Annotated in this window: 26 protein-coding genes; 11 read left to right on the top strand and 15 right to left on the bottom strand. The window is 71.9% G+C overall.

Annotated elements, in window-relative coordinates; translation table 11 throughout:
- Positions 1-18 precede the first annotated feature (18 nt).
- The 7 genes from pheT to infC all read right to left on the bottom strand — a co-directional run bounded on the left by pheT (position 19) and on the right by infC (position 7,655).
- Positions 19-2,520, bottom strand: a complete 2,502-nt coding sequence (gene pheT, locus BX285_RS16280) for a phenylalanine--tRNA ligase subunit beta (protein WP_121175516.1) — start codon at positions 2,518-2,520, stop codon at positions 19-21.
- Entirely contained in the window at positions 2,520-3,641 is a 1,122-nt protein-coding gene (gene pheS / locus BX285_RS16275; protein WP_097238637.1) for a phenylalanine--tRNA ligase subunit alpha, read from the bottom strand. The genes pheT and pheS overlap by 1 nt, the downstream gene beginning before the upstream one ends.
- Positions 3,642-3,884: 243 nt before the next feature.
- Positions 3,885-4,988: an ATP-binding protein gene (locus BX285_RS16270; protein ID WP_097238636.1), complete on the bottom strand. Its 1,104-nt coding sequence runs from the start codon at positions 4,986-4,988 to the stop codon at positions 3,885-3,887.
- Between the two features lie 109 nt (positions 4,989-5,097).
- Entirely contained in the window at positions 5,098-5,964 is an 867-nt protein-coding gene (locus BX285_RS16265) for an RNA methyltransferase (protein ID WP_097238635.1), read from the bottom strand.
- A 113-nt stretch (positions 5,965-6,077) separates the two neighbouring features.
- Positions 6,078-6,473 carry a 50S ribosomal protein L20 gene (rplT, locus tag BX285_RS16260; protein ID WP_030055649.1) on the bottom strand — a complete coding sequence of 132 codons (396 nt, stop codon included), beginning with the start codon at positions 6,471-6,473 and terminating at the stop codon, positions 6,078-6,080.
- 109 nt (positions 6,474-6,582) lie between these two features.
- Positions 6,583-6,777: a 50S ribosomal protein L35 gene (gene rpmI, locus BX285_RS16255; RefSeq protein ID WP_045701618.1), complete on the bottom strand. Its 195-nt coding sequence runs from the start codon at positions 6,775-6,777 to the stop codon at positions 6,583-6,585.
- Between the two features lie 143 nt (positions 6,778-6,920).
- On the bottom strand, positions 6,921-7,655 hold the full coding sequence (infC, locus tag BX285_RS16250) for a translation initiation factor IF-3 (RefSeq protein WP_121175515.1): 735 nt from the start codon (positions 7,653-7,655) through the stop codon (positions 6,921-6,923).
- A 478-nt stretch (positions 7,656-8,133) separates the two neighbouring features.
- Here infC and BX285_RS16245 point away from each other — a divergent pair, with 478 nt between their 5' ends.
- Positions 8,134-8,511, top strand: a complete 378-nt coding sequence (locus tag BX285_RS16245; protein ID WP_097238633.1) for a DUF1844 domain-containing protein — start codon at positions 8,134-8,136, stop codon at positions 8,509-8,511.
- Positions 8,512-8,578: 67 nt separating this feature from the next.
- On the opposite strand, the gene BX285_RS16240 is transcribed toward BX285_RS16245, so the two are convergent.
- Entirely contained in the window at positions 8,579-9,352 is a 774-nt protein-coding gene (locus BX285_RS16240; RefSeq protein ID WP_121175514.1) for an SseB family protein, read from the bottom strand.
- Positions 9,353-9,442: 90 nt separating this feature from the next.
- Between BX285_RS16240 and BX285_RS16235 the strand changes: the two genes are divergently transcribed.
- From BX285_RS16235 to BX285_RS16225, 3 genes are all read left to right on the top strand, one after another.
- Positions 9,443-10,660 (top strand): amino acid deaminase/aldolase, encoded by a 1,218-nt coding sequence (locus BX285_RS16235; RefSeq protein WP_121175513.1) that lies wholly within the window; start codon positions 9,443-9,445, stop codon positions 10,658-10,660.
- A 43-nt stretch (positions 10,661-10,703) separates the two neighbouring features.
- A complete protein-coding gene (locus tag BX285_RS16230) occupies positions 10,704-11,138 on the top strand; it encodes a hypothetical protein (protein ID WP_147465173.1) in 435 nt (144 codons plus the stop codon).
- 241 nt (positions 11,139-11,379) lie between these two features.
- The gene (locus BX285_RS16225) at positions 11,380-12,297 is read left to right on the top strand and encodes a lytic polysaccharide monooxygenase (RefSeq protein WP_121175511.1); all 918 of its coding nucleotides are present in this window, start codon (positions 11,380-11,382) and stop codon (positions 12,295-12,297) included.
- 141 nt (positions 12,298-12,438) lie between these two features.
- Here the strand turns inward: BX285_RS16225 and BX285_RS16220 are convergent, their stop codons facing one another.
- From BX285_RS16220 to BX285_RS16210, 3 genes are all read right to left on the bottom strand, one after another.
- Entirely contained in the window at positions 12,439-13,614 is a 1,176-nt protein-coding gene (locus BX285_RS16220; protein WP_097238628.1) for a DUF2510 domain-containing protein, read from the bottom strand.
- A gap of 130 nt (positions 13,615-13,744) precedes the next feature.
- Entirely contained in the window at positions 13,745-14,545 is an 801-nt protein-coding gene (locus BX285_RS16215) for a 3-oxoacyl-ACP reductase (protein ID WP_121175510.1), read from the bottom strand.
- 41 nt (positions 14,546-14,586) lie between these two features.
- Entirely contained in the window at positions 14,587-15,990 is a 1,404-nt protein-coding gene (locus BX285_RS16210) for a glutamine synthetase family protein (protein ID WP_121175509.1), read from the bottom strand.
- Positions 15,991-16,146: 156 nt separating this feature from the next.
- Here BX285_RS16210 and BX285_RS16205 point away from each other — a divergent pair, with 156 nt between their 5' ends.
- From BX285_RS16205 to BX285_RS16185, 5 genes are all read left to right on the top strand, one after another.
- Positions 16,147-16,935 (top strand): gamma-glutamyl-gamma-aminobutyrate hydrolase family protein, encoded by a 789-nt coding sequence (locus BX285_RS16205; RefSeq protein ID WP_121177564.1) that lies wholly within the window; start codon positions 16,147-16,149, stop codon positions 16,933-16,935.
- A 194-nt stretch (positions 16,936-17,129) separates the two neighbouring features.
- Positions 17,130-18,215 (top strand): cation diffusion facilitator family transporter, encoded by a 1,086-nt coding sequence (locus BX285_RS16200; RefSeq protein WP_121175508.1) that lies wholly within the window; start codon positions 17,130-17,132, stop codon positions 18,213-18,215.
- Between the two features lie 75 nt (positions 18,216-18,290).
- Entirely contained in the window at positions 18,291-19,202 is a 912-nt protein-coding gene (locus BX285_RS16195) for a 5'-3' exonuclease (RefSeq protein WP_121177562.1), read from the top strand.
- Positions 19,203-19,352: 150 nt separating this feature from the next.
- Positions 19,353-20,147 (top strand): hypothetical protein, encoded by a 795-nt coding sequence (locus BX285_RS16190; RefSeq protein ID WP_121175507.1) that lies wholly within the window; start codon positions 19,353-19,355, stop codon positions 20,145-20,147.
- Positions 20,144-20,494 (top strand): transcriptional regulator, encoded by a 351-nt coding sequence (locus tag BX285_RS16185; protein WP_121177559.1) that lies wholly within the window; start codon positions 20,144-20,146, stop codon positions 20,492-20,494. Before BX285_RS16190 ends, BX285_RS16185 begins: the two co-directional genes overlap by 4 nt.
- A 121-nt stretch (positions 20,495-20,615) precedes the next feature.
- Here BX285_RS16185 and BX285_RS16180 read toward each other — a convergent pair whose 3' ends face one another.
- The 4 genes from BX285_RS16180 to BX285_RS38410 all read right to left on the bottom strand — a co-directional run bounded on the left by BX285_RS16180 (position 20,616) and on the right by BX285_RS38410 (position 23,305).
- Positions 20,616-21,710 (bottom strand): radical SAM protein, encoded by a 1,095-nt coding sequence (locus BX285_RS16180; protein ID WP_310794215.1) that lies wholly within the window; start codon positions 21,708-21,710, stop codon positions 20,616-20,618.
- A gap of 13 nt (positions 21,711-21,723) precedes the next feature.
- Entirely contained in the window at positions 21,724-22,257 is a 534-nt protein-coding gene (locus tag BX285_RS16175; protein ID WP_121175506.1) for a class IV adenylate cyclase, read from the bottom strand.
- Positions 22,258-22,273: 16 nt separating this feature from the next.
- The gene (locus BX285_RS16170) at positions 22,274-22,855 is read right to left on the bottom strand and encodes an AAA family ATPase (RefSeq protein ID WP_121175505.1); all 582 of its coding nucleotides are present in this window, start codon (positions 22,853-22,855) and stop codon (positions 22,274-22,276) included.
- Positions 22,856-22,987: 132 nt separating this feature from the next.
- Positions 22,988-23,305, bottom strand: a complete 318-nt coding sequence (locus BX285_RS38410; RefSeq protein ID WP_259470550.1) for an ATP-binding protein — start codon at positions 23,303-23,305, stop codon at positions 22,988-22,990.
- A gap of 700 nt (positions 23,306-24,005) precedes the next feature.
- Here BX285_RS38410 and BX285_RS16160 point away from each other — a divergent pair.
- Positions 24,006-24,839 (top strand): hypothetical protein, encoded by an 834-nt coding sequence (locus tag BX285_RS16160; RefSeq protein ID WP_147465172.1) that lies wholly within the window; start codon positions 24,006-24,008, stop codon positions 24,837-24,839.
- On the top strand, positions 24,836-25,138 hold the full coding sequence (locus BX285_RS16155) for a hypothetical protein (protein ID WP_121175503.1): 303 nt from the start codon (positions 24,836-24,838) through the stop codon (positions 25,136-25,138). Before BX285_RS16160 ends, BX285_RS16155 begins: the two co-directional genes overlap by 4 nt.
- Positions 25,139-25,265: the final 127 nt, after the last annotated feature.

Here is a 25,265-nt window from a genome sequence, read left to right as displayed (position 1 = left end):
TGGCAGGGCGCTACGCGATCAGGCGCCGCGCAGCACCGCGCCCGTACGGGTGACGGCCTCGGCGACGGCCGCCTCGCGGGCCGCGCTGGCCTCGTCGGCGGTCAGCGTCCGGTCGACGGCGCGGAAGCGCAGCGCGTAGGCCAGCGACTTCTTGCCCTCACCGATCTGCTCGCCGGTGAACACGTCGAACAGCCGGATGGCCTCCAGCAGTTCGCCGGCGCCCGCACGCAGCGCGGACTCCACGTCGGCGGCCGGGACCTTGGTGTCGACGATCAGCGCGACGTCCTGGGTGGCCACCGGGAAGCCGGAGACGGTCGGGCCGCTGACCCGCTCGGCACCGTCGGCGGTCAGCAGGTCGATGTCGATCTCCATCGCGACACTGCGGGCCGGCAGCCCGAGCGCCTTGACCACCCGCGGGTGCAGCTCACCGGCGTGGCCGACGACCCGGTCGGTGCCGGCCACGACCAGCTCGGCGCAGCGGCCCGGGTGCCAGGGCGCCAGCTGCCCCTGGCGGACGGTCAGCTCGACGCCGGCCGCACGGGCCACCGTACGGGCCGCCTCGACGGCGTCCGCCCAGGAGGCCTGGTCTCCCTTGCCCCACCAGCCCGAGGGCAGCCGCTCGCCCGCGAGGGCGACGGCGATCCGGCGCGGCTGGTCCGGCAGCGCGGCGTCCAGCTCGGCCAGCTCCTCGTCGCTGGGCCGGTGGTCGACGGCCGGACGCGGGGCGACCCGCAGCTCGTCCTTGGGCAGGAAGACGGTGCCCGCCTCGAAGATCGCCAGGTCGGTGTTGCCGCGGCCGACGTTGCGGCGCAGCGCCCCGAGCAGGCCCGGCAGCAGCGTGGTGCGCAGCGCCGGCTCCTCGTCGTTGAGCGGGTTGACCAGCTTCACCGTACGGCGGCGGCGGTCGTCCGCCTCCAGGCCGAGCGCCTCCCAGGCGGCGTCGCCGAGGAACGGGTAGTTGTTGACCTCGACGTAGCCGGCCGCGGCCAGCGCGACGCCGATCCGGCGGTTGACCCGCTGGTCCTCGGTCAGGCCCTTGCCCGGCGGCACGTTGGGCATCCGGGCGGGGACGTTGTCGTAGCCCTCCAGCCGGATGACCTCCTCCGCGAGGTCGTACGGGTCGGTGAGGTCGGGGCGCCAGCTCGGCGGGGTGACCTCCAGGACGTCCGCACCGGCGACCGCGCAGCCGACTTCCTGCAGGCGCCGGGTGACGGTCTCGCGGCCGTACTCGGTGCCGGCCACCCGGTCGGGCAGGTCGGCGGCGATGGTGATGGTGCGCACCGGGTGCGGGCCGGCGATGTCGGTGACCCCGGCCTCGGCGGTGCCGCCTGCGATCAGCACGAGCAGGTCGACGGCGCGCTGCGCGGCGGCGCGGGCGGCCTCCGGGTCGACGCCGCGCTCGAAGCGCTTGGACGCCTCGGAGGGCAGCTTGTGCCGCTTGGCGGTGCGGGCGATGGCGACCGGGTCGAAGTGCGCCGCCTCGATGATCACCTCGGTGGTGCCCGGGCCGGCGGCCGGGTCGAGGATCTCGGTGGAGGCGCCGCCCATCACGCCGGCCAGGCCGATCGGGCCGCTGTTGTCACAGATCAGCAGGTCCTCGGCGGAGAGCTTGCGCTCCACACCGTCGAGGGTGGTGAGGGTCTCGCCCTCCTCCGCCCGGCGGACCGTGATCGGGCCGTTCACGCGCTGCTTGTCGTAGGCGTGCAGCGGCTGGCCGACCTCCAGCATCACGTAGTTGGTGATGTCGACGGTCAGTGAGATCGGGCGGATCCCGGCCTTCTGCAGGCGGCGCTGCAGCCAGATCGGGGACTTGGCGTTCGGGTCGACGCCGACGACCGTCCGGGCCACGAAGCGGTCGCAGCCGGCCGGGTCGTTGACCTTGACCAGGTAGCCGAAGGAGTTGGCCGGCGGCACGTCGAGCAGCGCCGGGTCGGCCAGCGGCAGACCGTACGCGGCGGCGGCCTCGCGGGCCACGCCGCGCATGGACAGGCAGTAGCCGCGGTCCGGGGTGACGGCGATGTCGAGCACCTCGTCGACGAGCTGAAGCAGCTCGATGGCGTCGGTGCCGGGCTCGTACTCCGGCGGGAGCACGATGATGCCGCTGTGGTCGTCGCCCATGCCCAGCTCCCGGGCGGAGCAGATCATGCCGGCCGAGGTGTGGCCGTAGGTCTGGCGGGCGGCGATCGGGAAGGGGCCGGGCAGCACGGCGCCGGGGAGCACGACGACGACCTTGTCGCCGACCGCGAAGTTGGTCGCGCCGCAGACGATCTCCTGCGGCTCGCCGGTGCCGTTGGCGTCGCCGACGTTGACGAAGCAGTGCCGGATCGGCTTCTTGAAGCCGGTCAGCTCCTCGATGGAGAGCACCTCGCCGACCACCAGCGGGCCCTTGAGCTCGCCGCCGAGCTGCTCGACGGTCTCGACCTCCAGGCCGGCCCGGACCAGGCGCTCCGCGACGTCACGGCCGGTCTCGCCGGCCGGCAGGTCGACGTACTCGCGCAGCCAGGAAAGCGGGACGCGCATCAGATCTCCATCCCGAACGGGAGGGTGAAGCGCACGTCACCCTCGACCATGTCGCGCATGTCGGCGACGTTGTGACGATTCATCAGGATCCGCTCCAGGCCCAGGCCGAAGGCGAAGCCGCTGTAGCGGTTCGGGTCGACGCCGCAGGCGATCAGCACCCGCGGGTTGACCACGCCGCAGCCGCCGAGCTCGATCCAGCCCTCGGAGGAGCAGGTGCGGCACGGCCGGTCCGGGTTGCCGACGCTCTCCCCGCGGCACACGAAGCACTGCAGGTCGACCTCGGCCGACGGCTCGGTGAACGGGAAGTACGAGGGGCGCCAGCGCAGTTCGAGGTGGTCGCCGATCAGCTTCTCGACCAGCACCTCGATGGTGCCCTTGAGGTCGGCGAAGGTGATGCCCTCGTCCACCGCGAGACCCTCGACCTGGCGGAAGACCGGGGTGTGGGTGGCGTCCAGCTCGTCCGTCCGGTAGACCCGGCCGGGGCAGACCACGTACAGCGGGGGCTCGCGGTCGAGCATGGTGCGGGCCTGGACCGGGGAGGTCTGGGTGCGCAGCACCACGCCGGAGTCGGCGGAGCCGTCCGGGGCCTGGACGAAGAAGGTGTCCTGCATCGACCGGGCCGGGTGGTCCGGGCCCAGGTTGAGGGCGTCGAAGTTGAGCCACTCGGCCTCGACCTCGGGGCCCTCGGCGACCTGGTAGCCCATGGCCACGAAGGTGTCCTCGATGCGCTCGGCCATGGTGGTCAGCGGGTGCCGGGCGCCGCGCGGGGTGCGGTCGTACGGCAGCGTGACGTCCACCGCCTCCTCGACCAGCACGCGGGCGTCCCGCTCCGCCTCCAGCTCGGCCTGGCGGACGGCGTGGGCCTTGCCGACCCGTCCGCGGGCCTCGCCGATCATCTTGCCGGCGGCGGCCTTGGCGTGCGGGGGCAGGGCGCCGATCTCGCGGTTGGCGAGCGAGAGCGGGGACCGGTCGCCGGTGTGGGCGACCTTGGCCTGCTTCAGCTCGTCCAGGGTGGTGGCGGCGGCGAAGGCGGCGATGGCCTCGTCCCGCGCCTGCTCCACCACCTCGGGCTTGAGGGCCTCGACCTCGACCGGGTCGTACGACTTGTTGGGTGCCGACATCTCTATCTTTCCCGTGCTCCTGCTCGTCCGTGCTCAGGTGGGTGGGCTCGCCTTCGCGTCACGCCCGGCGGGGCCGGAGGCACGGGCAGCCGATCTCCGTTCACCGGAGGCTCACGGGAGGGGGTGTCCGCGGCTCAGCCGCGCAGGGCGTTGCGCGACGCCAAAGGTCGAGTGTAGTCGCAGCGCGTAGCGCGGCTGCCGCGAAGCCCGTCCGGCGGGACCTCCGTGACCTGTCGGAACAGGTCAGAGCATGAAGTCCGGAATGCCGGCGGGCAGGATAAATCGGAACCGGGCGCCGCCGCCGGGTGCGCGGTCGACGCGGATCGAGCCGCCGTGCGCCTCCACGATGCCCTTGACGATGTAGAGGCCCAGGCCCGTGCCGCCGCGCTTGGAACCGCGCCAGAACCGGGTGAAGACGCGCGGCATCGACTCCTCGGGAATGCCGCTACCTTCGTCGCTCACGGTGACCGCTGTGCCTTCCACGATGCGGGGCGGGGTGCCGGAGCGCTCCCAGACGGGCGCCTCGACGACCTCCTTGGCCGGTGCCACCTCGATCGTGACAGTTCCCTCACCGTGCCGCACCGCATTTTCCAGCAGGTTGGCGAGCACCTGGTCGACCTTGTCCGGGTCGGCCCACAGGACGGTCAGCGGCTCGTTGACCCGGACGTCGAAGCGCTCCTCGGGGATTCCGGTGGCGACCTTGCGCTCGACGTGCCGGCGCACCGCCGCGGCCAGGTCCACCACCTGCTTGCGCAGCTCCAGCCGGCCGGCGTCGATCCGGGAGATGTCCAGCAGCTCGGCGATCAGCCGGGTGACCCGGTCGGCGTCGGCGTCCACGGTCTCCAGCATCAGCCGCTTCTGCCCGTCGGTGAACCGCTCCCACTTGGCCAGCAGCGTCGCCGTGAAGCCCTTGACACTGGTCAGCGGCGAGCGCAGCTCGTGCGCGACGGTGGCGATCAGCTCGGCGTGGCTGCGCTCGGTGCGGCGCCGGGCCTCGGTGCCGCGCAGGGCGATCACCAGGCGCTCCAGCCGCCCGCACGGCTCCGTACGGACGTACCGGGCGGAGACCAGCACCTCGCGGCCGCCGGGCAGCAGCAGGTTGCGCTCCGGCTGGCGGGTGCGGGTGGCCAGGCCGCCGTACGGGTCGGTCAGCTGCCACCAGCGCCGGCCGTCCAGGTCCTCCAGCGGGAGGACGTCCTCCAGCTCGTGGCCGAGCGCGGCCTCCGGGGACACGCCGGTGAGCCGGGCCGCGGCCCGGTTGAAGCAGACCACCCGGCCCAGCCCGTCGGCGACCACCAGGCCGTCCGGAAGGTCGTCCGGGTCGAGCTCGGGCCCGCTGCCGACCATGGGTTGCCTCCCCGATTACCCACCGTGCCGTTCCCCCCACCGAGGCAGACCCTAGCGCCTCCCAGGCCCAGGCAGTAGGGCTTGCAACGGGTGATCCGCACGCGCCCGGTCAGGCGTTCGAGCGGCAGCCGCCCGGGGAGCGCTGCGCCCGGGCGGAGGCGTACAGGCAGACGGCGGCGGCGGTGGCCAGGTTGAGGCTCTCGGCGTGGCCGTGGATCGGGACGCGCACGACCTCGTCGGTGAGCGCGCGGGTCTCCTCCGGGAGCCCCCACGCCTCGTTGCCGAACACCCACGCGCCGGGTGCGCCCAGGGTGCCCTCGTCCAGTTCCTGGTCCAGGTCGCGCTCCCCCGCGCCGTCCGCAGCGAGCACCCGGACGCCGGCCTCGCGCAGCCTGCCGACGGCCTCCTCGACCGGCACGCCGACGGCCACCGGCAGGTGGAAGAGGCTGCCCACGGAGGCCCGGACGGCCTTCGGGTTGTAGAGGTCCACCGAGGCGTCGGTGAGCACCACCGCGTCCGCCCCGGCCGCGTCGGCGGTGCGCAGCACGGTGCCGGCGTTGCCGGGGTCGCGCACGTGGGCGAGGATCGCGACCAGCCGCGGGCGGGCCTTGAGCACCTCGTCGAAGGGGGTGTCGATGAAGCGGCAGAGCGCCACGATGCCCTGCGGGGTCACGGTGTCGCAGATCCCGGCGATGACCTCGTCGGTGGCGGTCAGCACCGGCAGCCCCTCGGCGAGGGCGGCCTCGACGATGTCCGCGTGCCGCTCGGCGGCGTCCGGCCCCACGTACACCTCCACCACGGCGTGCTCGGCCGTGCCCGGCAGCCTGCCGAACGCGATGGCCTCCCGGACGGCCTGCGGGCCCTCGGCCAGGAAGCGGCGCTCCTTGGTCCGCTGGTTGCGCTTGGCCAGCCGGCGGGCGGCCACGACGCGCGGCGAGCGCAGGGAGGTCAGCAGGGGGGTGTCGGTGCTCGGCATGGTCTCGTTCTCTGGAGGCGCTGGCGGACGGAGGTCGCTGAGGGGCTGGAATGCAGAACCGGACCCGCAGGAGAGCCTGCGGGTCCGGTCAGAGCTCAACCGATCTCGGAAGATCAGGCGGCGTCCGCGGCGGCCTTCGGGGCGTTCACGTCGGCCGGCAGCGCCTTCTGGGCGACCTCGACCAGGGAGGCGAACGCACCCGGGTCGTTGACGGCCAGGTCGGCCAGCATCTTGCGGTCGATCTCGACGCTGGCGGCCTTCAGGCCCTGCACGAAGCGGTTGTAGGTGATGCCGTTGGCACGGGCCGCAGCGTTGATGCGCTGGATCCACAGCTGACGGAAGTCGCCCTTGCGCTTCTTGCGGTCGTTGAAGTTGTAGACCAGCGAGTGGGTGACCTGCTCCTTGGCCTTGCGGTACAGGCGCGAACGCTGGCCACGGTAGCCGCTGGCGCGCTCCAGGATGACCCGGCGCTTCTTGTGGGCGTTGACTGCCCGCTTGACGCGTGCCACTTGATTACTCCTTGGGTTGGACCACGGACTACTTCACGTGGTCCGTCATTCGAATGGGTCGGGAAGGATCAGCTGCCCCGCTCACGGCTCGCGCCGGGCGGGAGGGCGATCACTTGCCGAGAAGCTTCTTGATCTTCTTGGCGTCAGCGGGGGCCAGCTCGATCGTCCCGGCCAGCTTGCGGGTCAGCGTCGAGGGCTTGTGCTCCAGGAGGTGGCGGCGGCCGGCGCGCTCGCGCAGCACCTTGCCAGAGCCACTGATCTTGAAGCGCTTGCTGGCGCCACTGTGCGTCTTCTGCTTCGGCATTTCGCCGTATCTCCTCGTCGGTCCCGTTCGCGCCCGCGCGGCGCGTGCCACGCGGGCGTGAACTGGATGGATCTGCGGTGACCGGGCGGGCTGCCCCGTCACCTTGGGGGCCGGTCCCCCGGACTGCCCGAGCCGGTGAAGGCTCAGGCGCCCTGGGAGGCGGCCGGCTGCTCGACCGGAGCCTCGGCCTCGGTGGCCGGCGCCTCGGCCGGGGCGTCCTGCGCCTCGGTCTCGGCGTCCTCGGTCACCAGGTCCTCGGCCACCGCGTCGTCGTCCGCGGGGGCGGCGTCGGAGCCGGGGGTGCGGCCCTGACGCTCGGCCTTGCGGGCGTCCGCGAGGGCGCGGGCCTCGGCCATCGCCTCGGTCTTCTTCTTGTGCGGGCCAAGAACCATGATCATGTTACGGCCGTCCTGCTTCGGCGAGGACTCGACGAAGCCCAGGTCCTGGACGTCGTCGGCGAGCCGCTGCAGCAGGCGGAAGCCCAGCTCGGGGCGGGACTGCTCACGACCGCGGAACATGATCGTGATCTTGACCTTGTCGCCCTGCTTGAGGAACCGAACGACGTGACCCTTCTTGGTGTCATAGTCGTGCGGGTCGATCTTCGGCCGGAGCTTCATCTCCTTGATGACCGTGTGCGCCTGGTTCTTGCGCGCCTCACGGGCCTTCATGGCCGACTCGTACTTGAACTTGCCGTAGTCCATGAGCTTGCACACCGGCGGCCGGGCGGTCGCCGCGACCTCGACCAGGTCGAGGTCGTACTCCTGCGCAAGCTCCAGCGCCTTGGCAAGCGGCACGATGCCGACCTGCTCGCCGCTGGGACCGACGAGTCGCACCTCGGGGACGCGAATCCGGTCGTTGATGCGGGGCTCGGTGCTGATGGGGCCTCCTCGGTTGCACCTTCTGCGATGCGGCCGTCGGACGGCGGTCGCACGTAGTGGACTCGACCACTGGGCGGGGCTTCATTCGTGCTGCGCTGCCCGGCACCCTCCGGCACCGTGTGCACCCGCGACACGAAAAAAGCCCCGCTCGGTACAAGCGGGGCTCCACACAACCGGGGGCGGCGCCCGGTGAGGGGCGCTGCGGCGACTCGGCGCCAGAGCGCCCGTCGCGGACCGGGACCCGTCGACCGCGAAGTCGATCAGGTGGGAGACTTTCGCGGTTGCCCTCTCGGGCCTCCTCAGTGGAGCCTCCACTTGCTGGCCAGGCGCCCATGCGGGATCCCGGCCGGTCAGTCTCGAAGCTTACAGCGTCGCGCCGTCGAACGCTATTCCGCCCCCGCGCACTGCCTTTCCGGCGCGTTCCGGAGCCCTTGTACGCTCCACCTGTACCCACTTGGCACGAAGGAACGAGCCCCTCTTGAGCAGCGAGCCCACCCAGACCCCCGGCGCGGACGACGACGCGATCGGCTTCGACGACCTCACCCGCGACATCGCCGAGGTCCCGGCCGTCGAGGTGATCACCACCGTCGCCGTGCACCTGATGAGCGCGGCCGCCGTCAAGTGCGGTCTCGCCGAGGGCGGCGAGAAGGACAAGGATCTGGACGAGGCCCGCAAGCTGATCACCGCGCTGGCCGGGCTGGTCACCGCCGGCGCCCCGGAGATCAGCAACTTCCACGCCGCCCCGCTGCGGGACGGGCTGCGCTCGCTGCAGCTCGCCTTCCGCGAGGCCTCCCTCGTCCCGGACGCGCCGGGCGCGGGCCCGGGCGAGAAGTTCACCGGGCCGGTCTACGCCTGAGAACCTGCGAGAAGGGCCACCTCACCCATCCGGGCAGGTGGCCCTTCGGCGTCTCCCAGGGCCTGTCCTAGCGCCGGTACAGCGGCTCCCCCGGCAGCTCGGCGCTCGCCGGCAGCACCGCGAGGTCCAGGCCCCGGTCCAGCCGCACCCGCAGTACCGGGTCGGCGGCCACCGCCTGCCCGACCCGCTGCGCGGCGGCCTGCAGCCCCGACTGGTCGAGCGCCGCGTCGAACACCACCGCGAGCACCCCGTCCGAGCTGTCGGAGGGCGCCAGCAGCCCGGCGGCCACCTGCGGCTCGGCTGCCAGCAGTGCCCGGACCGCCTCGCGCACCTCGGGATCCCGGGCCGGCGGCAGGAACGGGCGGTTCTCCGCGAGCGCCCGCAGCCGGGCGCCGGTCAGCTGGAAGGCCACCGGGCCGGCCGGATCGATCAGCAGGGTGTCGGCCCGCTCCGAGAAGGCCACCATCGCGGCCTGCGGGGCGGCCACCGGCGCCGGGCGGGCGTCGGCCCGCCAGCGAGCGAGCGTCTCCAGCGAGGTGAAGGCCGGCAGCGCCCGGCGCCCGTCCGGGGCCTCCAGCACCGGGACGGCCATGTCGCTGCTCTTGTCGTGCTTGTGCCCGTGCTCGTCCACCTCGACCTCGCCGAGGAGCGCGACGATCGGGACCATCAGCCGGGTCGGGGTCAGCGCCGCCAGCACCCCGGGCTCCGCCGTACGGTCCTGCGACCAGCGGGCGAGCGCCTCGGCGAGCGCCGGATCGGCCGTGCCGTCGTCGTCGCCGAAGCCGGGGTTCGGGATGTTCTTGCCGACGAACGCCGGGTTGGAGAAGTCTTTGCGGTCCACCCGCCGACCCTATGCCACTGCACCCGACCGGCCCCATTTCGCTGCGCGCACCCCCTACCCCCCGGTAGCCCGCTGTGGCACCCTGCGGCCATGGTGATCCTCGACGCACCCGCGCCCGCCCCGGTCTCCGACCGCCTCCGGTACGACCGGGCCACCGCCCACCTGGACGGACCGGTCGCCGTCGTGGACCTCGCCGCCTTCGACGCCAACGCCGCCGACCTGGTGCGCCGAGCGGGCGGCAAGCCGGTCCGGGTGGCCAGCAAGTCGGTGCGCTGCCGGGCCCTGCTGGAGCGGGTGCTGGCCACGGACGGCTTCGCCGGGGTGATGGGCTTCACCCTGGACGAGTCGCTCTGGCTCGCCCGCTCGGGCTTCCGCGACATCCTGCTCGCCTATCCCTCCGCCGACCGGACCGGCTTCGCCGAACTGACCGCCGACCCGCAACTCGCCCGGGAGATCACCGTCGTCCTGGACGACCCGGCCCAGCTGGACCTGATCGACAAGGCCCGGGGCGGCGACGCCGAGGTCCGGGTCTGCCTGGAGCTGGACACCGCCCTGCACCTGCTCGGCGGACGGGTCCGGGTCGGCGCCCGCCGCTCGCCGCTGCGCACCCCCGAGGACCTGGGCGCCTTCGCCGAACTCGTCCAACGGCGCCCGGGCTTCCGGGTGGTCGGCCTGATGGCGTACGAGGGGCACGTCGCCGGGGTGGGCGACCGGGTACCCGCACGGCCGGTGCGCTCGCAGCTGGTCCGGCTGATGCAGGCCAGGTCCCGGGCCGAACTGGCCGAGCGGCGCGCGGCGGTGGTCCGGCGGCTGCGGCAGGTGGCCGAGCTGGAGTTCGTCAACGGCGGCGGTACCGGCAGCGTCGAGTCCACCGTGGCCGAGCGCGCCGTCACCGAGGTGGCGGCCGGCTCCGGGCTGTACCAGCCGCAGCTGTTCGACAACTACCGCGCCTTCCGGGGCCGTCCGGCCGCCCTGTTCGGCCAGCCGGTGGTGCGGCGCCCCGGCGTCGGCGTGGTCACGGTGCTCGGCGGCGGCTACCCGGCCTCCGGCGCGGCCGGCCCGGACCGCTCCCCGGTGCCGTACCTGCCGCCGGGCCTGCGCTACGACCCGATGGAGGGCGCCGGCGAGGTGCAGACCCCGCTGCTCGGCTCGGCCGCGGACGACCTGCTGATCGGCGACCGGGTCTGGTTCCGGCACGCCAAGGCGGGCGAGCTGTGCGAGCGCTTCGCGGAGCTGCACCTGATCGAGGGCGACCGGGTCGTCCGGACCGTGCCGACGTACCGGGGCGAGGGGAAGACGTTCCTCTGACGCTCCGTCCGGCCTTGCCCTACCGTGGTGGCGACACTGCGTCATGAGCGAGGGAGTGGCATTGGACGCCGAGATCACGGAAATCGCAACGAGGGGCGCGACCGTTCTGGCCGGCCTCATGGTCACCTCGGCCTGGGAGCGGGTCAGGCCGCGCATCGCGGCGATGTTCGGCCACCGGGCGGAGTCGGTCTCCGAGGAGCTGGACGAGACCCAGGCCGAGCTGGTCGCGGCGCAGGAGGGCGACAGCGAGTCCGCCGCCCGGAGCGCGCAGGGCGAGTGGGCGCCGAAGCTCCGCCGACTGCTGGCCGCGAACCCGGCCATGGTCACCGAACTCCGGTCGATCCTCGACGAGTTCGAGCCGGAGGTGTCCGAGCAGGCGACCACCGTGAACTACATCACCAACACCCACAACGGCGGCGGATCGACGTACAACGACACCGTGATCCAGGCCGGCATCATCCACAACCTGAAGCGCTGACCTTTCCGGAGCCTTAAGAGGGCCCGATGGAAGAGCCAACTCCGGCCTTTCATCGGGCCTTTGTGCTGCTCTGGGGCCTACGGCCCGTCAACAACTGCTCCACGCACGACTATTGCGCGATGGTCCAGACCAATCCTACGCTCTGGCCGGGGGTCGCGCACCGGGCCGGCGACCCCCGAGCGGGCAGGCGTGCCCGTTCCCCCACACTCGCCCGGAACGACGGTCAAGGAGTCCCCACCCCATGTCCCTCAAGCGAACTGCCCTGTCCGTCGGCGTGGTCGGCGCCGCGGTCCTCGCGGTGGCCGCGACCACCGCCGGTACCGCCAGTGCCCACGGCACGATGACCAATCCCGTCAGCCGGGTCGCCGCCTGCTACGCGGAGGGCCCCGAGCACCCGGTGTCCCAGGTCTGCAAGGACCTCGTCGCCGCGAGCGGCACCCAGCCGCTGTACGACTGGAACGAGGTCAACATCGCCAACGCCAACGGCAACCACCAGGCGCTGATCCCGGACGGCAGGCTCTGCTCGGCCAACCGCGACAAGTACGCCGCACTGGACTGGCCGCGCACCGACTGGCCGGCCACCCCGGTCAAGGCCGGCGCGTTCACCTTCCAGTTCCGCACCACCGCGCCGCACCTCGGCACCCAGACCGTCTACCTCACCAAGCCGGGCTACGACCCCACCAAGCCGCTGAAGTGGTCGGACCTCGACCCGACCCCGGTGGCCCGGGTGCAGGTCGACCGCACGGCCACCAACGGCTACTACACCTACTCGGGCACGCTGCCGCAGCGCACCGGCCGTCAGCTGCTGTACATGATCTGGCAGCGCAGCGACAGCCCGGAGGCGTTCTACAGCTGTTCCGACGTCGACTTCGGCTCGGCCTCCGGCGCTGCAGCCCCGGCGCTCGCCGCCGAGGCCCCGGCCGCGCCCAGCGACGCCCAGATCGCGGCCGACGCGCCCAGGTCCACCGTCGCCCACCACGGCCACGGCGGGGATCCGAACGCCCCCGCGGGCCGGATCGCCCCGACCAGCTCCGCGGCCGTGGCCGGCACCTCGGCCACCGGTCCGCTGCTGCTCGCCGGTGCCGCCGCGATCGGCGTCGGCTGGGCCGGCATGGTGCTCCGGCGCCGTCGTGTCGAGGCTGTTCGACGCGACTCCTGACGCCGGACGCGGGACCGGGCCGGCCACACCCCCGTCCGGCCCGGTTCCCGCGGCACTGCGGGAACCCTGAACGTGAACGGCGGCGGCCCACCCGGGGGTTCACGTCCCGGGTAGGCCGCCGCCGTGTGAGGAGCGCGGGGCTCAGGTGGTGGTGCCCCCGGTGCCTCCCGTACCGTCGGCCCCGGAACCGGAACCCGATCCCGAACCCGAGCCGGGCAGCCCGGGGATGCTCGGGATCTTGCCCTTGAAGTCGGCGATGCCCTGGACGATGGTGTCCATCACCGCGACGTCCGGCGCCTTGTCGGCGATGTCGAAGCCGAAGTGCACCGAGACCAGTGCCTTGCCGTCAGCGGACGGGAAGACCACCGTCTGCACGTACCCGTTGTTGCCCTTGGGTGCGTCCACCTTCCAGCGGACCAGGTAGCCGTTCCGGCCGTCGACCTTGACCGCCTCGGACTTGAGCTCCTGGTGCCCGGTGATGTCGCCGTACGACTCCTTGGCGGCCTTGGCGATGTCGGCGTTGGCCGCCGCCTGGACGTCGGTGCCGCCGCCGTCGATCCGGCCGGTGGTCACGCCGCCGAGGGTGCAGTTGTCGGTGCCGTCCGCGCAGGTGTACGAGCCGACGGTGATCATGGCGTAGCCGTCGCCGGAGGTACCGGCCTGCCAGCCGGAGGGGACGGGCAGGGTGAGCCGGTTCACCACGTCGATCGCCTGGCCGGCGCCGGGCCGGGACTTGCCGCTGCCCTTGCCGTCCCCGCTGCCGCCGCCCTTGCCGCCCTTGCCGCCGTTGCCGCCGGGCGCACCGTTGCCGCCGGGCGCACCGTTGCCGCCGGGGTCGCCGAAGCCCGGGAAGCCGTCCCAGGGCCCGTACCCGCCCTGCGGGGCCTGCCGGGCGGAGGCCTTCGGACGGTCGCCGTGCCCGTCCATCGCGAGGTAGGTGATCCCCGAGCCGGCGCCCAGCCCGAGCAGGGCGGCGACGGCGGTCGCCACGACCAGCTTGGACGGCTTGCGCCAAGCCTTGCGCGGCGGTGGCGCGACGGGCGAGCCGTAGGCCGTGCCGAACGGCGGCGGCTCCGGGTAGCGGACGGTCGGGCCGCTCTCCAGGACCTCGCCCTCCAGCACCGTGGCCTGCTCGGCCGTCCCCGGCGCGGCCGGCTCGGGGGCCTGCGGTGCCTGCGCGGCCGGCTCCGGGGCGTCCGAGGGGGCGGGCCGGGTGTCGGCCGTCCAGCCCTTGCCGTCCCACCACCGCTGCGCCCGCGGCTCGCCGACGGTGTCCTTGGGGTCCGGGTACCACCCGGCGGGGATCTGCTCACTCACAGCAGAGAATCTAAAGGCAGCCGGATAAACGCGAAATCAGCGCGGCACGGAATTCCCCCGGTTTTCGATGAGATTACGGTGAGAAGCCCTTCCAGGCCCCCGCCACACCCCCGTCCCGCCCCCGCTCCGCTTACGGCGGGGTGACGTACGCCCCCGAGATTCCGCCGTCCACCAGGAACTCGCTCGCCGTGATGAAGGAGGAGTCGTCACTGGCCAGGAAGGCCACCGCGGCGGCGATCTCCTCGGCCCGGGCGAACCGGCCGAGCGGGATGTGCACCAGCCGCCGCGCCGCCCGCTCCGGGTCCGCGGCGAACAGCTCGCGCAGCAGCGGGGTGTCCACCGGCCCCGGCGAGAGCGCGTTGACCCGGATCCCCTCCCGGGCGAACTGCACGCCCAGCTCCCGGGACATCGCGAGCACCCCGCCCTTGGCGGCGGTGTACGAGATCTGCGAGGTGGCCGCGCCCATCCGGGCCACGAAGCTCGCGGTGTTGATGACGGAGCCCCGCCCGTGTCGGCGCATGTACGGCAGGGCGGCCCTGCAACACAGGTACACCGAGGTCAGGTCGGCCTCCTGGACCCTGCGCCAGGCGTCCAGCCCGGTGGTCAGGATCGAGTCGTCCTCCGGCAGCGAGATGCCCGCGTTGTTGAACGCCACGTCCACGCTGCCGTAGGTCTCGTACGCCTCGTCGAACAGCGCCTCGACCATGTACGGGTCGGTGACGTCGGTGTGCACGAACAGCCCGCCGACCTCCTTGGCGGCGGCCCGGCCGGTCTCCTCGTCGAGGTCAGCGCAGACCACCTTCGCCCCCTCCGAGGCGAGCCGGCGGGCGGAGGCCAGGCCGATGCCGCTGCCCGCGCCGGTGACCACGGCGGTGCGGCCGACCAGCCGGCGGCAGACCGGCCCGTCCTGCGCGGCGTGCTTCTCGCTCATCGGGCCGACCCTCCACGTCCGTTCGTCACGCGCCACATCCGTCACATCCGTTCGAAGGACCGGTAGCGCTCCCAGTCGGTCACGGAGCCGTCGTACGCGGCCTGTTCGACCCGGGCCATGTTCAGGTAGTGCTCGACCACGTCGTCGCCGAAGGCCTCCCGGGCCAGTTCGCCCCCGGCCCACGCGTCGGCCGCCTCCCGCAGCGATCCGGGCACCCGGGCGTACTCCTCCACCGCGTACGCGTTGCCCAGGCAGGGTGCGGGCAGCTCCAGCTTGCGCTGCAGCCCGTACAGGCCGGCCGCGATCATCCCGGCCACCGCGAGGTACGGGTTGACGTCGCCGCCCGGCACCCGGTTCTCCATCCGCAGGCCGGGGCCGTGGCCGACCACGCGGTAGGCGCAGGTGCGGTTGTCCCGGCCCCAGGCGACGGCGGTCGGGGCGAAGGAGCCCGGGCGGTAGCGCTTGTAGGAGTTGATGTTCGGGGCGTACAGCACGCTGAACTCGCGCAGTGCGACCAGCTGGCCGGCCAGGAAGTGCCGCATGGTGTCGGTCATCCGGCCGTCCCGGTCGGCGAAGGCGGGGGCGCCGACGGCGTCGCGCAGCGAGAGGTGGATGTGGCAGCTGTTGCCCTCGCGCTCGTCGTACTTGGCCATGAAGGTGAGCGCGCAGCCGAGTTGGGCGGCGATCTCCTTCGCCCCGGTCTTGTAGACGCTGTGCTGGTCGCAGGTGGTGAGGGCGTCGGCGTAGCGGAAGGCGATCTCGTGCTGGCCGAGGTTGCACTCGCCCTTGGCGGACTCCACGACCAGTCCGGCGCCGGCCATCTCGTTGCGGATGCGGGAGAGCAGCGGCTCGACCCGGGCGGTGCCCAGCATCGAGTAGTCCACGTTGTAGAGGTTGGCCGGGGTCAGGCCGCGGTAGCCGCCGAGCCAGGCCTGCTCGTAGGTGTCGCGGAAGACCAGGAACTCCAGTTCGGTGCCGATGTCGGCGGCCAGGCCGTACTCGGCGAGCCGGGCGATCTGGCGGCGCAGCAGTTGGCGCGGGGCGGCGTCCACGGGGTGACCGCCGTGCCGGGCGAGGTCGGCGGTGACCTGGGCGGTGCCGGGCTGCCAGGGGGTCAGCCGCAGGGTGCCGAGGTCGGGGCGCATCGCGAAGTCGCCGTAGCCGGTGGCCCAGGAGGAGAAGGCGTAGCCGTCCACGGTGTTCAGGTCGACGTCCACGGCCAGCAGGTAGTCGCAGGCCTCGGCACCGTGCTCGGCGACCTCGTCGAGGAAGAACCGGGCGGCGAAGCGCTTGCCCTGCAGACGGCCCTGCATGTCGGTGAAGGCGAGCGCGACGGTGTGCACCTCGCCGGCGTCCACCAGGGTGCGCAGCTCGTCCAGGGTCAGCGGCGGCCGGGGGGTGGTGTGCTCGGGGGTGTTGTGCTCGGGGGTGTTGTGCTCGGGCATGGCTGAACCCTCCTTCCTCGATCACTCTTCGAGATCAAGCGGTCACAGCGAACCGTACGGCCTGCGACTCGTGGGGCGGAAGAGGGCGGTCGGGTGTGGCGCGCCGATGCGCGTGGCTGACGGTCGATCCGGCAGCTCGGGGGCAGAATGCCCGCCATGGATCGCAGGCCTTTGATCGGCGTCAGCACCTACCTGGTGGACGCGAGTTGGAGCGACTGGCGGGACCGCCCGGTGGCCCTCGTACCCGAGCGGTACACCGCGTACGTCCAGGACGCCGGCGGTATCGCCGTCCTGCTGCCGCCGGACGCACCGGAGCGCGCGCCGGAGGTGCTGGCCCGGCTGGACGCCCTGGTCATCGCCGGCGGGCCGGACATCGACCCGGCGTACTACGGGGCGCCCGCCCATCCGGCCACCGAGGCGGACTCGCCGCGGCGGGACGCCTGGGAGGTCGCCCTGCTGCGGGCCGCGCTGGCGGCGGGGATGCCGCTGCTGGGGGTCTGCCGGGGGATGCAGGTCCTGAACGTGGTGTGCGGGGGGACGCTGGTGCAGCACCTGCCGGACGTGGTGCCGGTGGACGTGCACCGCGGCTCCCCGGGGCGGTACGGGTCGCACCTGGTGCGGCCGGTGCCGGGGACACTGCTCGGCGGGCTGCTGCCGGAGAGCGAGCTGTCCGTGCCGACCTTCCACCACCAGGCCGTCGACCGGCTCGGCAAGGGCCTGCGGGTGAGCGCGCACGCGCCGGACGGGACGGTGGAGGCGGTGGAGGGGCCGGGCTTCACGCTGGGGGTGCAGTGGCATCCGGAGCAGGGGGACGACCTGCGGGTGATGCGGGCCCTGGTCCGGGCCGCCACCGCCGCGGCGCTGGACATCACGGTGCTGGACGCGATGGAACTGGACGCCGCCGCACCGGACCCGGCCGCGCTGGACGCAATCACGCTGGGCTAGCACAACTGGGCGCGAGCACACGGGACTTCCGCCGACCGGGGGGCTGCGGCCTGCACCGGGTACGGCCGCCCGAACGGCAACGACAACGGTCACCAGTACAGCCTTTGGATCTTTGTCGATTCTGCGGTTCACTTCGGGTGCAGGGCGGTCGCGCCGCGCCCCTGTTCCCACCCGTGCGCCCAGAGAGGACTTCCATGGCCGGGCACGAGCACTCGCACGATGATCATGCGCATGACCACACGAACTCGCGTGGCCACGCGCACGGGGGCCACGCGCACGGTCCCGGGGGGCACGGGGGCCACTCGCACGGCGTCGCCGCCGACGCGGACCGCCGCTGGCTGCTCAGCGCCCTCGCCCTGATCGTCGTCTTCATGGCCGGCGAGGTCGCGGTCGGCTTCGCCGCCCAGTCCCTCGCGCTGATCTCCGACGCGGCGCACATGCTCACCGACGCCGCCTCCATCGTGCTGGCGCTCATCGCGATGCGGCTCGCCGCCCGCCCGGCCCGCGGCGGCTACACCTACGGCCTCAAGCGCGCCGAGATCCTCTCCGCCCAGGCCAACGGGGTGACGCTGCTGGTGCTGTCGGCCTGGCTCGGCTACGAGGCCGTCACCCGGCTGATCACGCCGCCGGAGGTCGCCGGCTCGCTGGTGCTGGTCACCGCGCTGGTCGGGATCGTCGTCAACCTCGCCGCCACCTGGTGCATGTCCAAGGCCAACCGCAGCTCGCTGAACGTCGAGGGCGCCTTCCAGCACGTGCTCACCGACCTGTACGCGTTCATCGCCACCGCCATCGCCGGCCTGGTCGTCCTGACCACCGGCTTCGCCCGGGCCGACGCCATTGCCTCGCTGATCGTGGTCGCCCTGATGCTCAAGGCCGGCATCGCGCTCGTCCGCGACTCCGGACGGATCTTCCTGGAGGCCGCTCCGGCCGGCATCGACCCGGACACGGTCGCCGACCGGATGGTCACCGAGCCGCTGGTCGAGGAGATCCACGACCTGCACATCTGGGAGATCACCTCCAACCAGCCGGCCCTGTCCGCGCACATCCTGGTCACCCCCGGCGGCGACTGCCACGCCGTCCGGCGCCAGCTCCAGCGCCGGCTGGCCGACGAGTACGGGATCACCCACAGCACCCTCCAGGTCGACCACGTCGGCGAGGACGAGGCGGGCGCCCTGCTGCAGATCACCGCCCCCGACGACACCGCCGACGACGACACCGCCGCCGAACACTGCGCCGAGGCCCACGGCCCGGTCCACCGTGCCGGGCCGCACGAACACTGAGGCCGCCCGTCCGTCGAAGCGGCCCGTCCGTCAGTGCGGTGCGGCATGATCTGACGCGTGACCGCACCGCGACTGATGCTGCTCGACTCCGCCAGCCTGTACTTCCGGGCCTACTACGGCGTACCGGACACCCTGCGCTCGCCGCAGGGCGAGCCGGTCAACGCCGTCCGCGGCCTGCTGGACTTCATCGCCCGGCTGGTCCACGACCACCGGCCCGACCAGTTGGTCGCCTGCATGGACGCCGACTGGCGCCCGCAGTGGCGGGTCGACCTCGTCCCCTCGTACAAGACCCACCGGGTCGCCGAGGCTCCCGAGGCCGCTGCGGCCGGCGAGGAGGAGGTGCCCGACACGCTCGCCCCGCAGGTCCCGGTGATCGAGCAGGTCCTCGACGCCCTCGGCATCGCCCGGGTCGGCTCCCCCGGCTACGAGGCCGACGACGTCATCGGCACCCTCACCGCCCGTGCCGAGGGCCCGGTCCAGATCGTCACCGGCGACCGCGACCTCTTCCAACTCGTCGACGACGCCCGCCAGATCACCGTCCTCTACCCGGTCAAGGGCATGGGCAACCTGCAGGTCACCGACGACGCCCTGCTCCTGGAGAAGTACGGCGTGCGCGGCGCCCAGTACGCCGACATGGCCGCCCTGCGCGGCGACCCGTCCGACGGCCTGCCCGGCGTCAAGGGCATCGGCGAGAAGACCGCCGCCCAGCTGATCAACGAGTACGGCGACATCGCGGCCGTCCGCGCCGCCGCCCTCGACCTCGGCTCCAGGCTCACCCCGGCCCGCCGCCGCAACATCGTCGAGGGCGCCGGCTACCTCGACGTCGCCCCGACGGTCGTCCGCGTCGCCGTCGACGCCCCCCTCCCCGCCTTCGACCCGGCGCTGCCGCGCGAACCCCTCGACCCGATGACGCTGGAGCACCTCTCCACCCGCTGGGGCCTCGGCACCTCCCTGGAACGCGTCATCGAAGCCCTCGCCACCCGCTGACCCCGCGCACCCCGGAGGGGCCCGTCGCACGCGACGGGCCCCTCCGGCGTTCCCGGACCGCCTTCTGCTTTGCCTTCCCGTGAACTCTTGACCACAATCAACTTTGCGATGCAAAGTGAAGTCCACGATCAAGCACACCAGAGGTGGACCATGGACACACTGCACAGCGACGACCCGTCCGAACTACTGGCCGCCACCGAAGGGTTGCGGGCCCGCACCCGCAACCGGCTGCGCGGCGCGGGAGTGCCACTGCTGGGCTTCGGCCTGCTCTCACTGGCAGCCGCCCCGATCGCCGGACAGGCCTACAACTTCGGCGCCAACGGACGGAGCGTCGCCTCGTACCCGGCCTTCGCGTACGCGCAACTGACCGGCCTCTGCGTCTCCCACGCGCCGGACGTCGCCTGCGACACCCACGAATTCGACGGGGCGATCCTCCGCTTCCTCGGCTGGGGGATCTGGTTCACGGTGCTCCCCCTCGCCTGGCTGGCCCTGGCCCGCTGGTACCGACGCCGCGGCGAGGCCCGCGGCATCGTCCCGCGCCGCACCCCCTGGCTCGCCACCGCGGCCGGCGCCGGCGCCCTGGTCACCGCCGTACTGCTCGTGCTGCTCCTCGCCGACCGGACGCCGTTCACACTGTCCCTGCTGGCGAACAGCTACGCCTCGCCCTGGTACGTGATCGGCATCGGCCTGCTCGTCCTCGGCCTGACCGAACGCAGCCCGCTCGTCGCCGGCGCCGGCCTCGCCCACACCGCCCTGCTCACCGCCTACCTCGCGGCCTCCTGGGACAGCGGCTGGCTGCCGTGGCTCCACCGGAACGACGGCGGCTGGACCGACGGCCCCCAACCCAAGGCCCTCCTGCTGGCCACGATCCTGCTGGCCGCCGGGCTGGCCCAGTGGGCCGCGGCCCGCCGCAGCCCTGCACCGTCCCGTACGGTCAACTCATGAGCTTTGCCGACGAAGCCGGAGAACAGCACCCGACCCTGGCCCTGGACGACACCGTCCACCAGCGGGTCCGGCTCGGCATCCTGACCATCGCCCGCGAGGCCGAGAGCGTCGAGTTCGGCTTCCTCAAGGAGCAACTCGCCGCCACCGACGGCAACCTGTCCCGCCACCTCAAGGTTCTGGAGGACTCCGGCCTGGTCACCGTCACCAAGGGCTACGTCGGCCGCCGCCCCCGCACCTGGGTCTCCCTCACCCCCCAGGGCGCCCAAGCCCTCGACCACGAACTGCGCGCCCTCCGCGCCCTGGTCCGCCGCCTCGACACCGCCGCCTCCGAACACCCCCGAACATAGGAAGTCGGCCCGGCCGACTTCCCGTGCAGCGGCTTCCACAGTTCGCCGCCGGAACCTCACCCGGCATACCAAGGGGCCCGCACGTTCATCACGAACGTGCGGGCCCGCGTCCGGACTCGCGTCAGGCAACGGCGCCGTACTCGTGTGTCAGCCGCCGGACTTCGGCGTCCTTGAAGGCGAGTACCTCCTCCACGATCCCGCTTCCCGGCAGATCGGTCACGGGGACACAGAGGTCCATCCGCTGGATGCAGACGCCGACCATGTACTCCCCCTGCTCGGTGAGGTAGAGACGGATGCCGTAGTAGCCCTCCTCGCAGTCCGTGTCGTTGTTGAACCGGCACGACGCACAGGTGTCGGGGAGCCGTACGGGCAGCAGCCGCTTCACGTAGACCGCCCGGCCGCCGAGCGCCCGGTAGAGGGTGCGCTCGTCGGAGGTCCCGGCGGTGAACGTCCGAAGGACCGGTTCCGCACCGACGCGGGCCAGCACTTCGGCGATCGCCGCGGCCGACTCCGCTCCGTCCCCGATGCTGGTGAGCATCCGCACGTCCGCGAACTGGCCGTACGACTCGACCAGGTTGACGACCCGGTCGACGTGGGCCATTCCGGGAACGACGATGTTCACGGACACCTTCACGCCGTTGGACACGGCGGCGCGGATGGTCTGCTCGGCGGCACGGATCTTGGAGTCCGCCAGGCCCGCCGAGTTGAAGCGCTCGGACTGGACGGCCTGGAGTTCCTCGGCGGTGGTACCGAAGACCGAGACGTTGACCCGGTTGAGGCCCGCCGCCGAGCACGCCGGCATCACCTGGCGCCCGCGCTCCCCGTTGCTGGTCATCCCGACGCTCAGTCCCATTCCGGTGAGTGCCGAGACCAGCGACGCCACCTCCGCGTGAAGCGTGGGCTCCCCTCCGGTGAGGTGAACCTCGCCCGCGTCGAAGGCCCTCGCCACCGCTCGGACCGCCCGCCGGAAGGACATGTCCGGGGCCATCTTCGCCGAGAGGAAGTCGACACCGTTCGTCTCGCTGTAGATCGACACGCGTCCGGTCCGGCCGGGCCCCGACAGGAAGGGCAGCAGCGTGCGGCCCTTGTTGTCGGCGGTCACGGGCGTGCCTTCGTTGTGGCAGAACGTGCAGGCCATCCCGCAGGCGTCGATCACCTTGACGCGGATGGTGTTGTCCCGGACGATCCGGACCGCCGGGCGTTGAGTCACGGGCACGGCGTTCCTCCTTTCATTCGAACGTGAGCCGGGGGATCGCCTCGATGTCGATCCCGTACCGGAGGTAGACCTTGGTCGTGTTCTCGCTCGTCAGCTCGCCCAGCGGGAGGCCGAGCGCGAGCGCCGTCGCGTGGACGTGATCGGCGCTGTCCCCCTCGATCTCCAGGTACGGCGGGATCAGCGGCCACTCGTCGATCTCCACGGCCGCGCCGCCCAGCGTCCAGGAGGACCGCCGGTTCTCCTGGTACGCCTTCGGCTGGTAACCGAGCTTGCCGAGGAGCGTGTTCGCGGTGTCGAAGTCGCCGACGACCGTCTCCGTCTCGGTCACGCCGTCGATCGCGTCGGAGTGGATCTCCTTGACGCACAACGTGACGTTGTGGCCGGTGTCGCGCAGGCGGACCCATACGCCGGGCCGACCGGGGATGTCATAGACGTACCGGCGCTGGACCCGGTCGCCCAGGTGCTCCGCCCCGACTTGGGCCAGCACCGCACGGATCCTCTCCGGCTCGACGTTGAGGAGCTTCGCTTCGAACTCAGTTGCGGCCATGGGGAGTTAGCCTTTCCTAGTGCGGGTTCTGGACATTCGAGCGCACGATAGCGGCAATCGCGGCGGCCACCTCCTCCGGCGAGCGGTCAGTGCCGTCCACGCGGACGAGGCCGAACATCCAGTACACGCGGGAACTCTCGGCGATGTTCGGCTCCTCTCGCTGGTGCCAGTAGCTCAGCTTCCCGAGCTCGGCCCGGCGACGAAGGCGGTCCTGGCGAACCCGCTCGTCGACCTCCAGCAGGATCGCCACGTCCGGAATGAGGACCCCGCTCGGGTACCCAGGAGCGCAGTCGTGCCCCATGGCCCGGTGGGTGGCCACGGTGCGCGGGAAGTAGGACTCGACCACCACCGTCCGGCCGCTCTCAACGAGAGCGCGGGCCGCCTCCGACTTGATGTGGTTCGCCATCATCCACCAGTGGAACCGCGCCGACAGGACGCCGGTGGCGTCGACCTCCGCACGCATGCGGGGGAACGTCGGCAATGTCGCGTCCGTGACGTGAACACCACCGAGGAGGGTTGCTACCAAAGGCGCGACGGTGGTCTTCCCACTCGCGCTGAGGCCGTCGAGGGTGATGAAGGATCCTCGGGCCACTTCCATGTGAACTCCGTTTCCTAGTTCGGTTCACGGTTGTGCGATGCTCACCACTCGCCCGGCCGCCAGCGGTGGTCGGTCGGAACGGGGCTCACATCAGGCCGCGCCGACGACCGTCTGCCGCAGTCCGCTCCGCCGTCACGAAGTCGCCGTTGTCAGCTCGAACCAGACCCACTTCCCGCGCGGAGCCCAGGCCACCCCCCAACGAGAGGAAAGCGTCTCCACCAAACCCAGGCCGTACCCGGACTCGGCCTCGCGCTTCGGCTCCGACCGGCAGGGCAACGCACCGGACGAGTCCCGGACACCCACCCAGACGCAGCTCTTCCGCCGGTGCACCGAGACGGAGATCCGTGTGCGGCCCGTGTGCCTGGCCGCATTGGCGACCAGCTCACTGACCAGCAGCTCGGCCACGTCACGCAACTCATCGGCGGACCAGGCAGTCAGCGCAGTAGCCACCAACCTGCGAGCGGGCCTGGCGGATTCGGACGGCAGTCCAGTTCCAGCAGGCACCTGGCGTCATCAGGTCGAACCTCGGGAATCCTGACAAGTACGCCGTCCGAAGGATCGGCCGGCGTTGCACTGGCACTGACTGACATACGGGCCCCCAGGTTGCGAGCGGGCAGGTTGGAATAGCGCCGCTCATGGCCCTTCCGGCAAGCCTGGAGTGATCGATCCATCACCCCGAGCGACTGAGACTCATCAAAACGCCTGCGCTGCGGGTCGGAACAGGGCGATCCTGTAGGCAGACGCTAGGCACTTCACTAGGGCGGTCTGACTCCCAGCAGCGGCACCGCACGGACGGGTCCGAGATGACCAACGACGCACTACGCAGGCTTCGCCTCGGGCGAGAGTGGACACAAAGGGAAGTCGCGAATCGGGTGAACGCCCGGATCAAGGCTGCGACAGGGCGAGAGTCCGCGATTGACGCCAACGTGATCAGCCGATGAGAACGTGGCGTGATCGGCTGGCCGGAGGGGGACGTCCGCGACGCACTACGCGGCGTCTTCGGAGTGGCCACGAACGCAGAGCTGGGACTGTTCTCGAAGAGGACCCGGCGAGACCGCGAGGAGGTGAGTGAATCGAAGCGCCGCGACTTCCTGTCCGTCTCGCTGGCCTCGATCCTTCCCGATGTGATGCCTTGCCCATCTTCCTTGGGATGAAAGACGTTGAGGACATCGCGGAGCGAACCTTCGCCTTGGAGGAGTGGGACCGGCGCAGCGGCGGCCTGGCCACCCGCCACCTTGCTTTCGGCGAGCTGCGAAGCGTCGTCGATCTCACCAAGGCATCAATGGGGCCACGTGTCCGCGATCGTTTGTGCGGCCAGATCGCCAACCTCGCGGACCTCGCCGCTTGGGCGGCGTTCGACGCGGGTCAGAGCGGGCCCTCACGGAACACCTTCGGACTCGGCATCAGGGCGGCACAGGAGGCAGGCGACGACGGACTCCTGTGCCACGTCGCAACCGGCCTCGCTCGTCAGGAGATTACCGAACGCAGGTCGAAGGACGCCGTGGCGCTCGCCGACCGGGCGATGGGCAACGTTCCCTTGTCAGCACTCTCGATGATCGCAGCCGTGAAGGCCCAGGCCTATGCCATCCAGGGCGACGAGACCGAGGTCATGCGGCAGATCGCCCTCGCGGAGTCGATCTACAGTCGCGTCACCGATCTCCGCAGCGAACCGCGCTGGATGTGGTACTTCACCGAGCACAAACTGCTTGGAGAAACCGGGCACGCCCTCTACCTCCTTTCCCTGGTCAAGGACAGACCGGTCTCCGATCTCGTGTCCCGGCTCCGACGGGCCGTCGACTCCCAGACGTCCAACCGGGCCCGCTCGAAGGCAATCGACACTGCCAAGCTGGCCACTGTGCTCTACCGCCAAGGTGCTCCGGAAGAAGCCGAGCACTATGCCCGCACCGCGACCGACCTTTCAGCCGTCGTCCGTTCCGCGCGACTGGACGCTGCACTGGCCGAGATGAGGAGAGCCCGAACATGACCATCGAAGACGTGATCAAGGAAGCCGCCGCCCGGGGCATCACCGGACTACCGGAGCCTTCCCGGCTGACCCACGTCCGGGTGTGGCCGGGCGCGTCCCAGTGGGTCGGCGAGGTCGGCCAACCGCCTCACAATGAGACTGTGGGCGACGGGATGTTCGATACCAAGGACGAAGCTCAAGAGGCTGCCTTGCGCGCCGTGGCCGATGGCCGTTCGCTGCTGCTTGCCCTGCTCCCCGCGGACCTCGCGGCAACGGAGCCGGAATGGCCCGAGCCGGTCGTGAGCGCCTGGGACGCCTGAAATCTGACCTGACAGGCGCTCGAAGCTCTCATGTCTTCGGCCCGCGCCCCAGGGCATCCGGGGCGCGGGCCTTCCGAATCCCCACCGCAACATCAGCACCACACCAAGGCCGGGCACGCGCAATCAG

Origin of the sequence: Streptomyces sp. 1114.5, from assembly GCF_003635085.1 — a bacterium.
In the GTDB taxonomy this organism is placed as follows: Bacteria; Actinomycetota; Actinomycetes; order Streptomycetales; family Streptomycetaceae; genus Kitasatospora.
The sequence above is the reverse complement of the archived record's forward strand: the minus strand, read 5'-3'. Positions and strand labels throughout refer to the sequence as shown.

Coding starts and splice junctions, on each gene's coding strand:
- pheT (WP_121175516.1), bottom strand. CDS start 2,520: ATGCGCGTCCCGCTTTCCTGGCTGCGCGAGTACGTCGACCTGCCGGCC.
- pheS (WP_097238637.1), bottom strand. CDS start 3,641: ATGTCGGCACCCAACAAGTCGTACGACCCGGTCGAGGTCGAGGCCCTC.
- BX285_RS16270 (WP_097238636.1), bottom strand. CDS start 4,988: ATGGTCGGCAGCGGGCCCGAGCTCGACCCGGACGACCTTCCGGACGGC.
- BX285_RS16265 (WP_097238635.1), bottom strand. CDS start 5,964: ATGCCGAGCACCGACACCCCCCTGCTGACCTCCCTGCGCTCGCCGCGC.
- rpmI (WP_045701618.1), bottom strand. CDS start 6,777: ATGCCGAAGCAGAAGACGCACAGTGGCGCCAGCAAGCGCTTCAAGATC.
- BX285_RS16235 (WP_121175513.1), top strand. CDS start 9,443: ATGGTGATCCTCGACGCACCCGCGCCCGCCCCGGTCTCCGACCGCCTC.
- BX285_RS16230 (WP_147465173.1), top strand. CDS start 10,704: ATGAGCGAGGGAGTGGCATTGGACGCCGAGATCACGGAAATCGCAACG.
- BX285_RS16225 (WP_121175511.1), top strand. CDS start 11,380: ATGTCCCTCAAGCGAACTGCCCTGTCCGTCGGCGTGGTCGGCGCCGCG.
- BX285_RS16215 (WP_121175510.1), bottom strand. CDS start 14,545: ATGAGCGAGAAGCACGCCGCGCAGGACGGGCCGGTCTGCCGCCGGCTG.
- BX285_RS16210 (WP_121175509.1), bottom strand. CDS start 15,990: ATGCCCGAGCACAACACCCCCGAGCACAACACCCCCGAGCACACCACC.
- BX285_RS16205 (WP_121177564.1), top strand. CDS start 16,147: ATGGATCGCAGGCCTTTGATCGGCGTCAGCACCTACCTGGTGGACGCG.
- BX285_RS16200 (WP_121175508.1), top strand. CDS start 17,130: ATGGCCGGGCACGAGCACTCGCACGATGATCATGCGCATGACCACACG.
- BX285_RS16195 (WP_121177562.1), top strand. CDS start 18,291: ATGCTGCTCGACTCCGCCAGCCTGTACTTCCGGGCCTACTACGGCGTA.
- BX285_RS16190 (WP_121175507.1), top strand. CDS start 19,353: ATGGACACACTGCACAGCGACGACCCGTCCGAACTACTGGCCGCCACC.
- BX285_RS16185 (WP_121177559.1), top strand. CDS start 20,144: ATGAGCTTTGCCGACGAAGCCGGAGAACAGCACCCGACCCTGGCCCTG.
- BX285_RS16175 (WP_121175506.1), bottom strand. CDS start 22,257: ATGGCCGCAACTGAGTTCGAAGCGAAGCTCCTCAACGTCGAGCCGGAG.
- BX285_RS16170 (WP_121175505.1), bottom strand. CDS start 22,855: ATGGAAGTGGCCCGAGGATCCTTCATCACCCTCGACGGCCTCAGCGCG.
- BX285_RS16160 (WP_147465172.1), top strand. CDS start 24,006: ATGAAAGACGTTGAGGACATCGCGGAGCGAACCTTCGCCTTGGAGGAG.
- BX285_RS16155 (WP_121175503.1), top strand. CDS start 24,836: ATGACCATCGAAGACGTGATCAAGGAAGCCGCCGCCCGGGGCATCACC.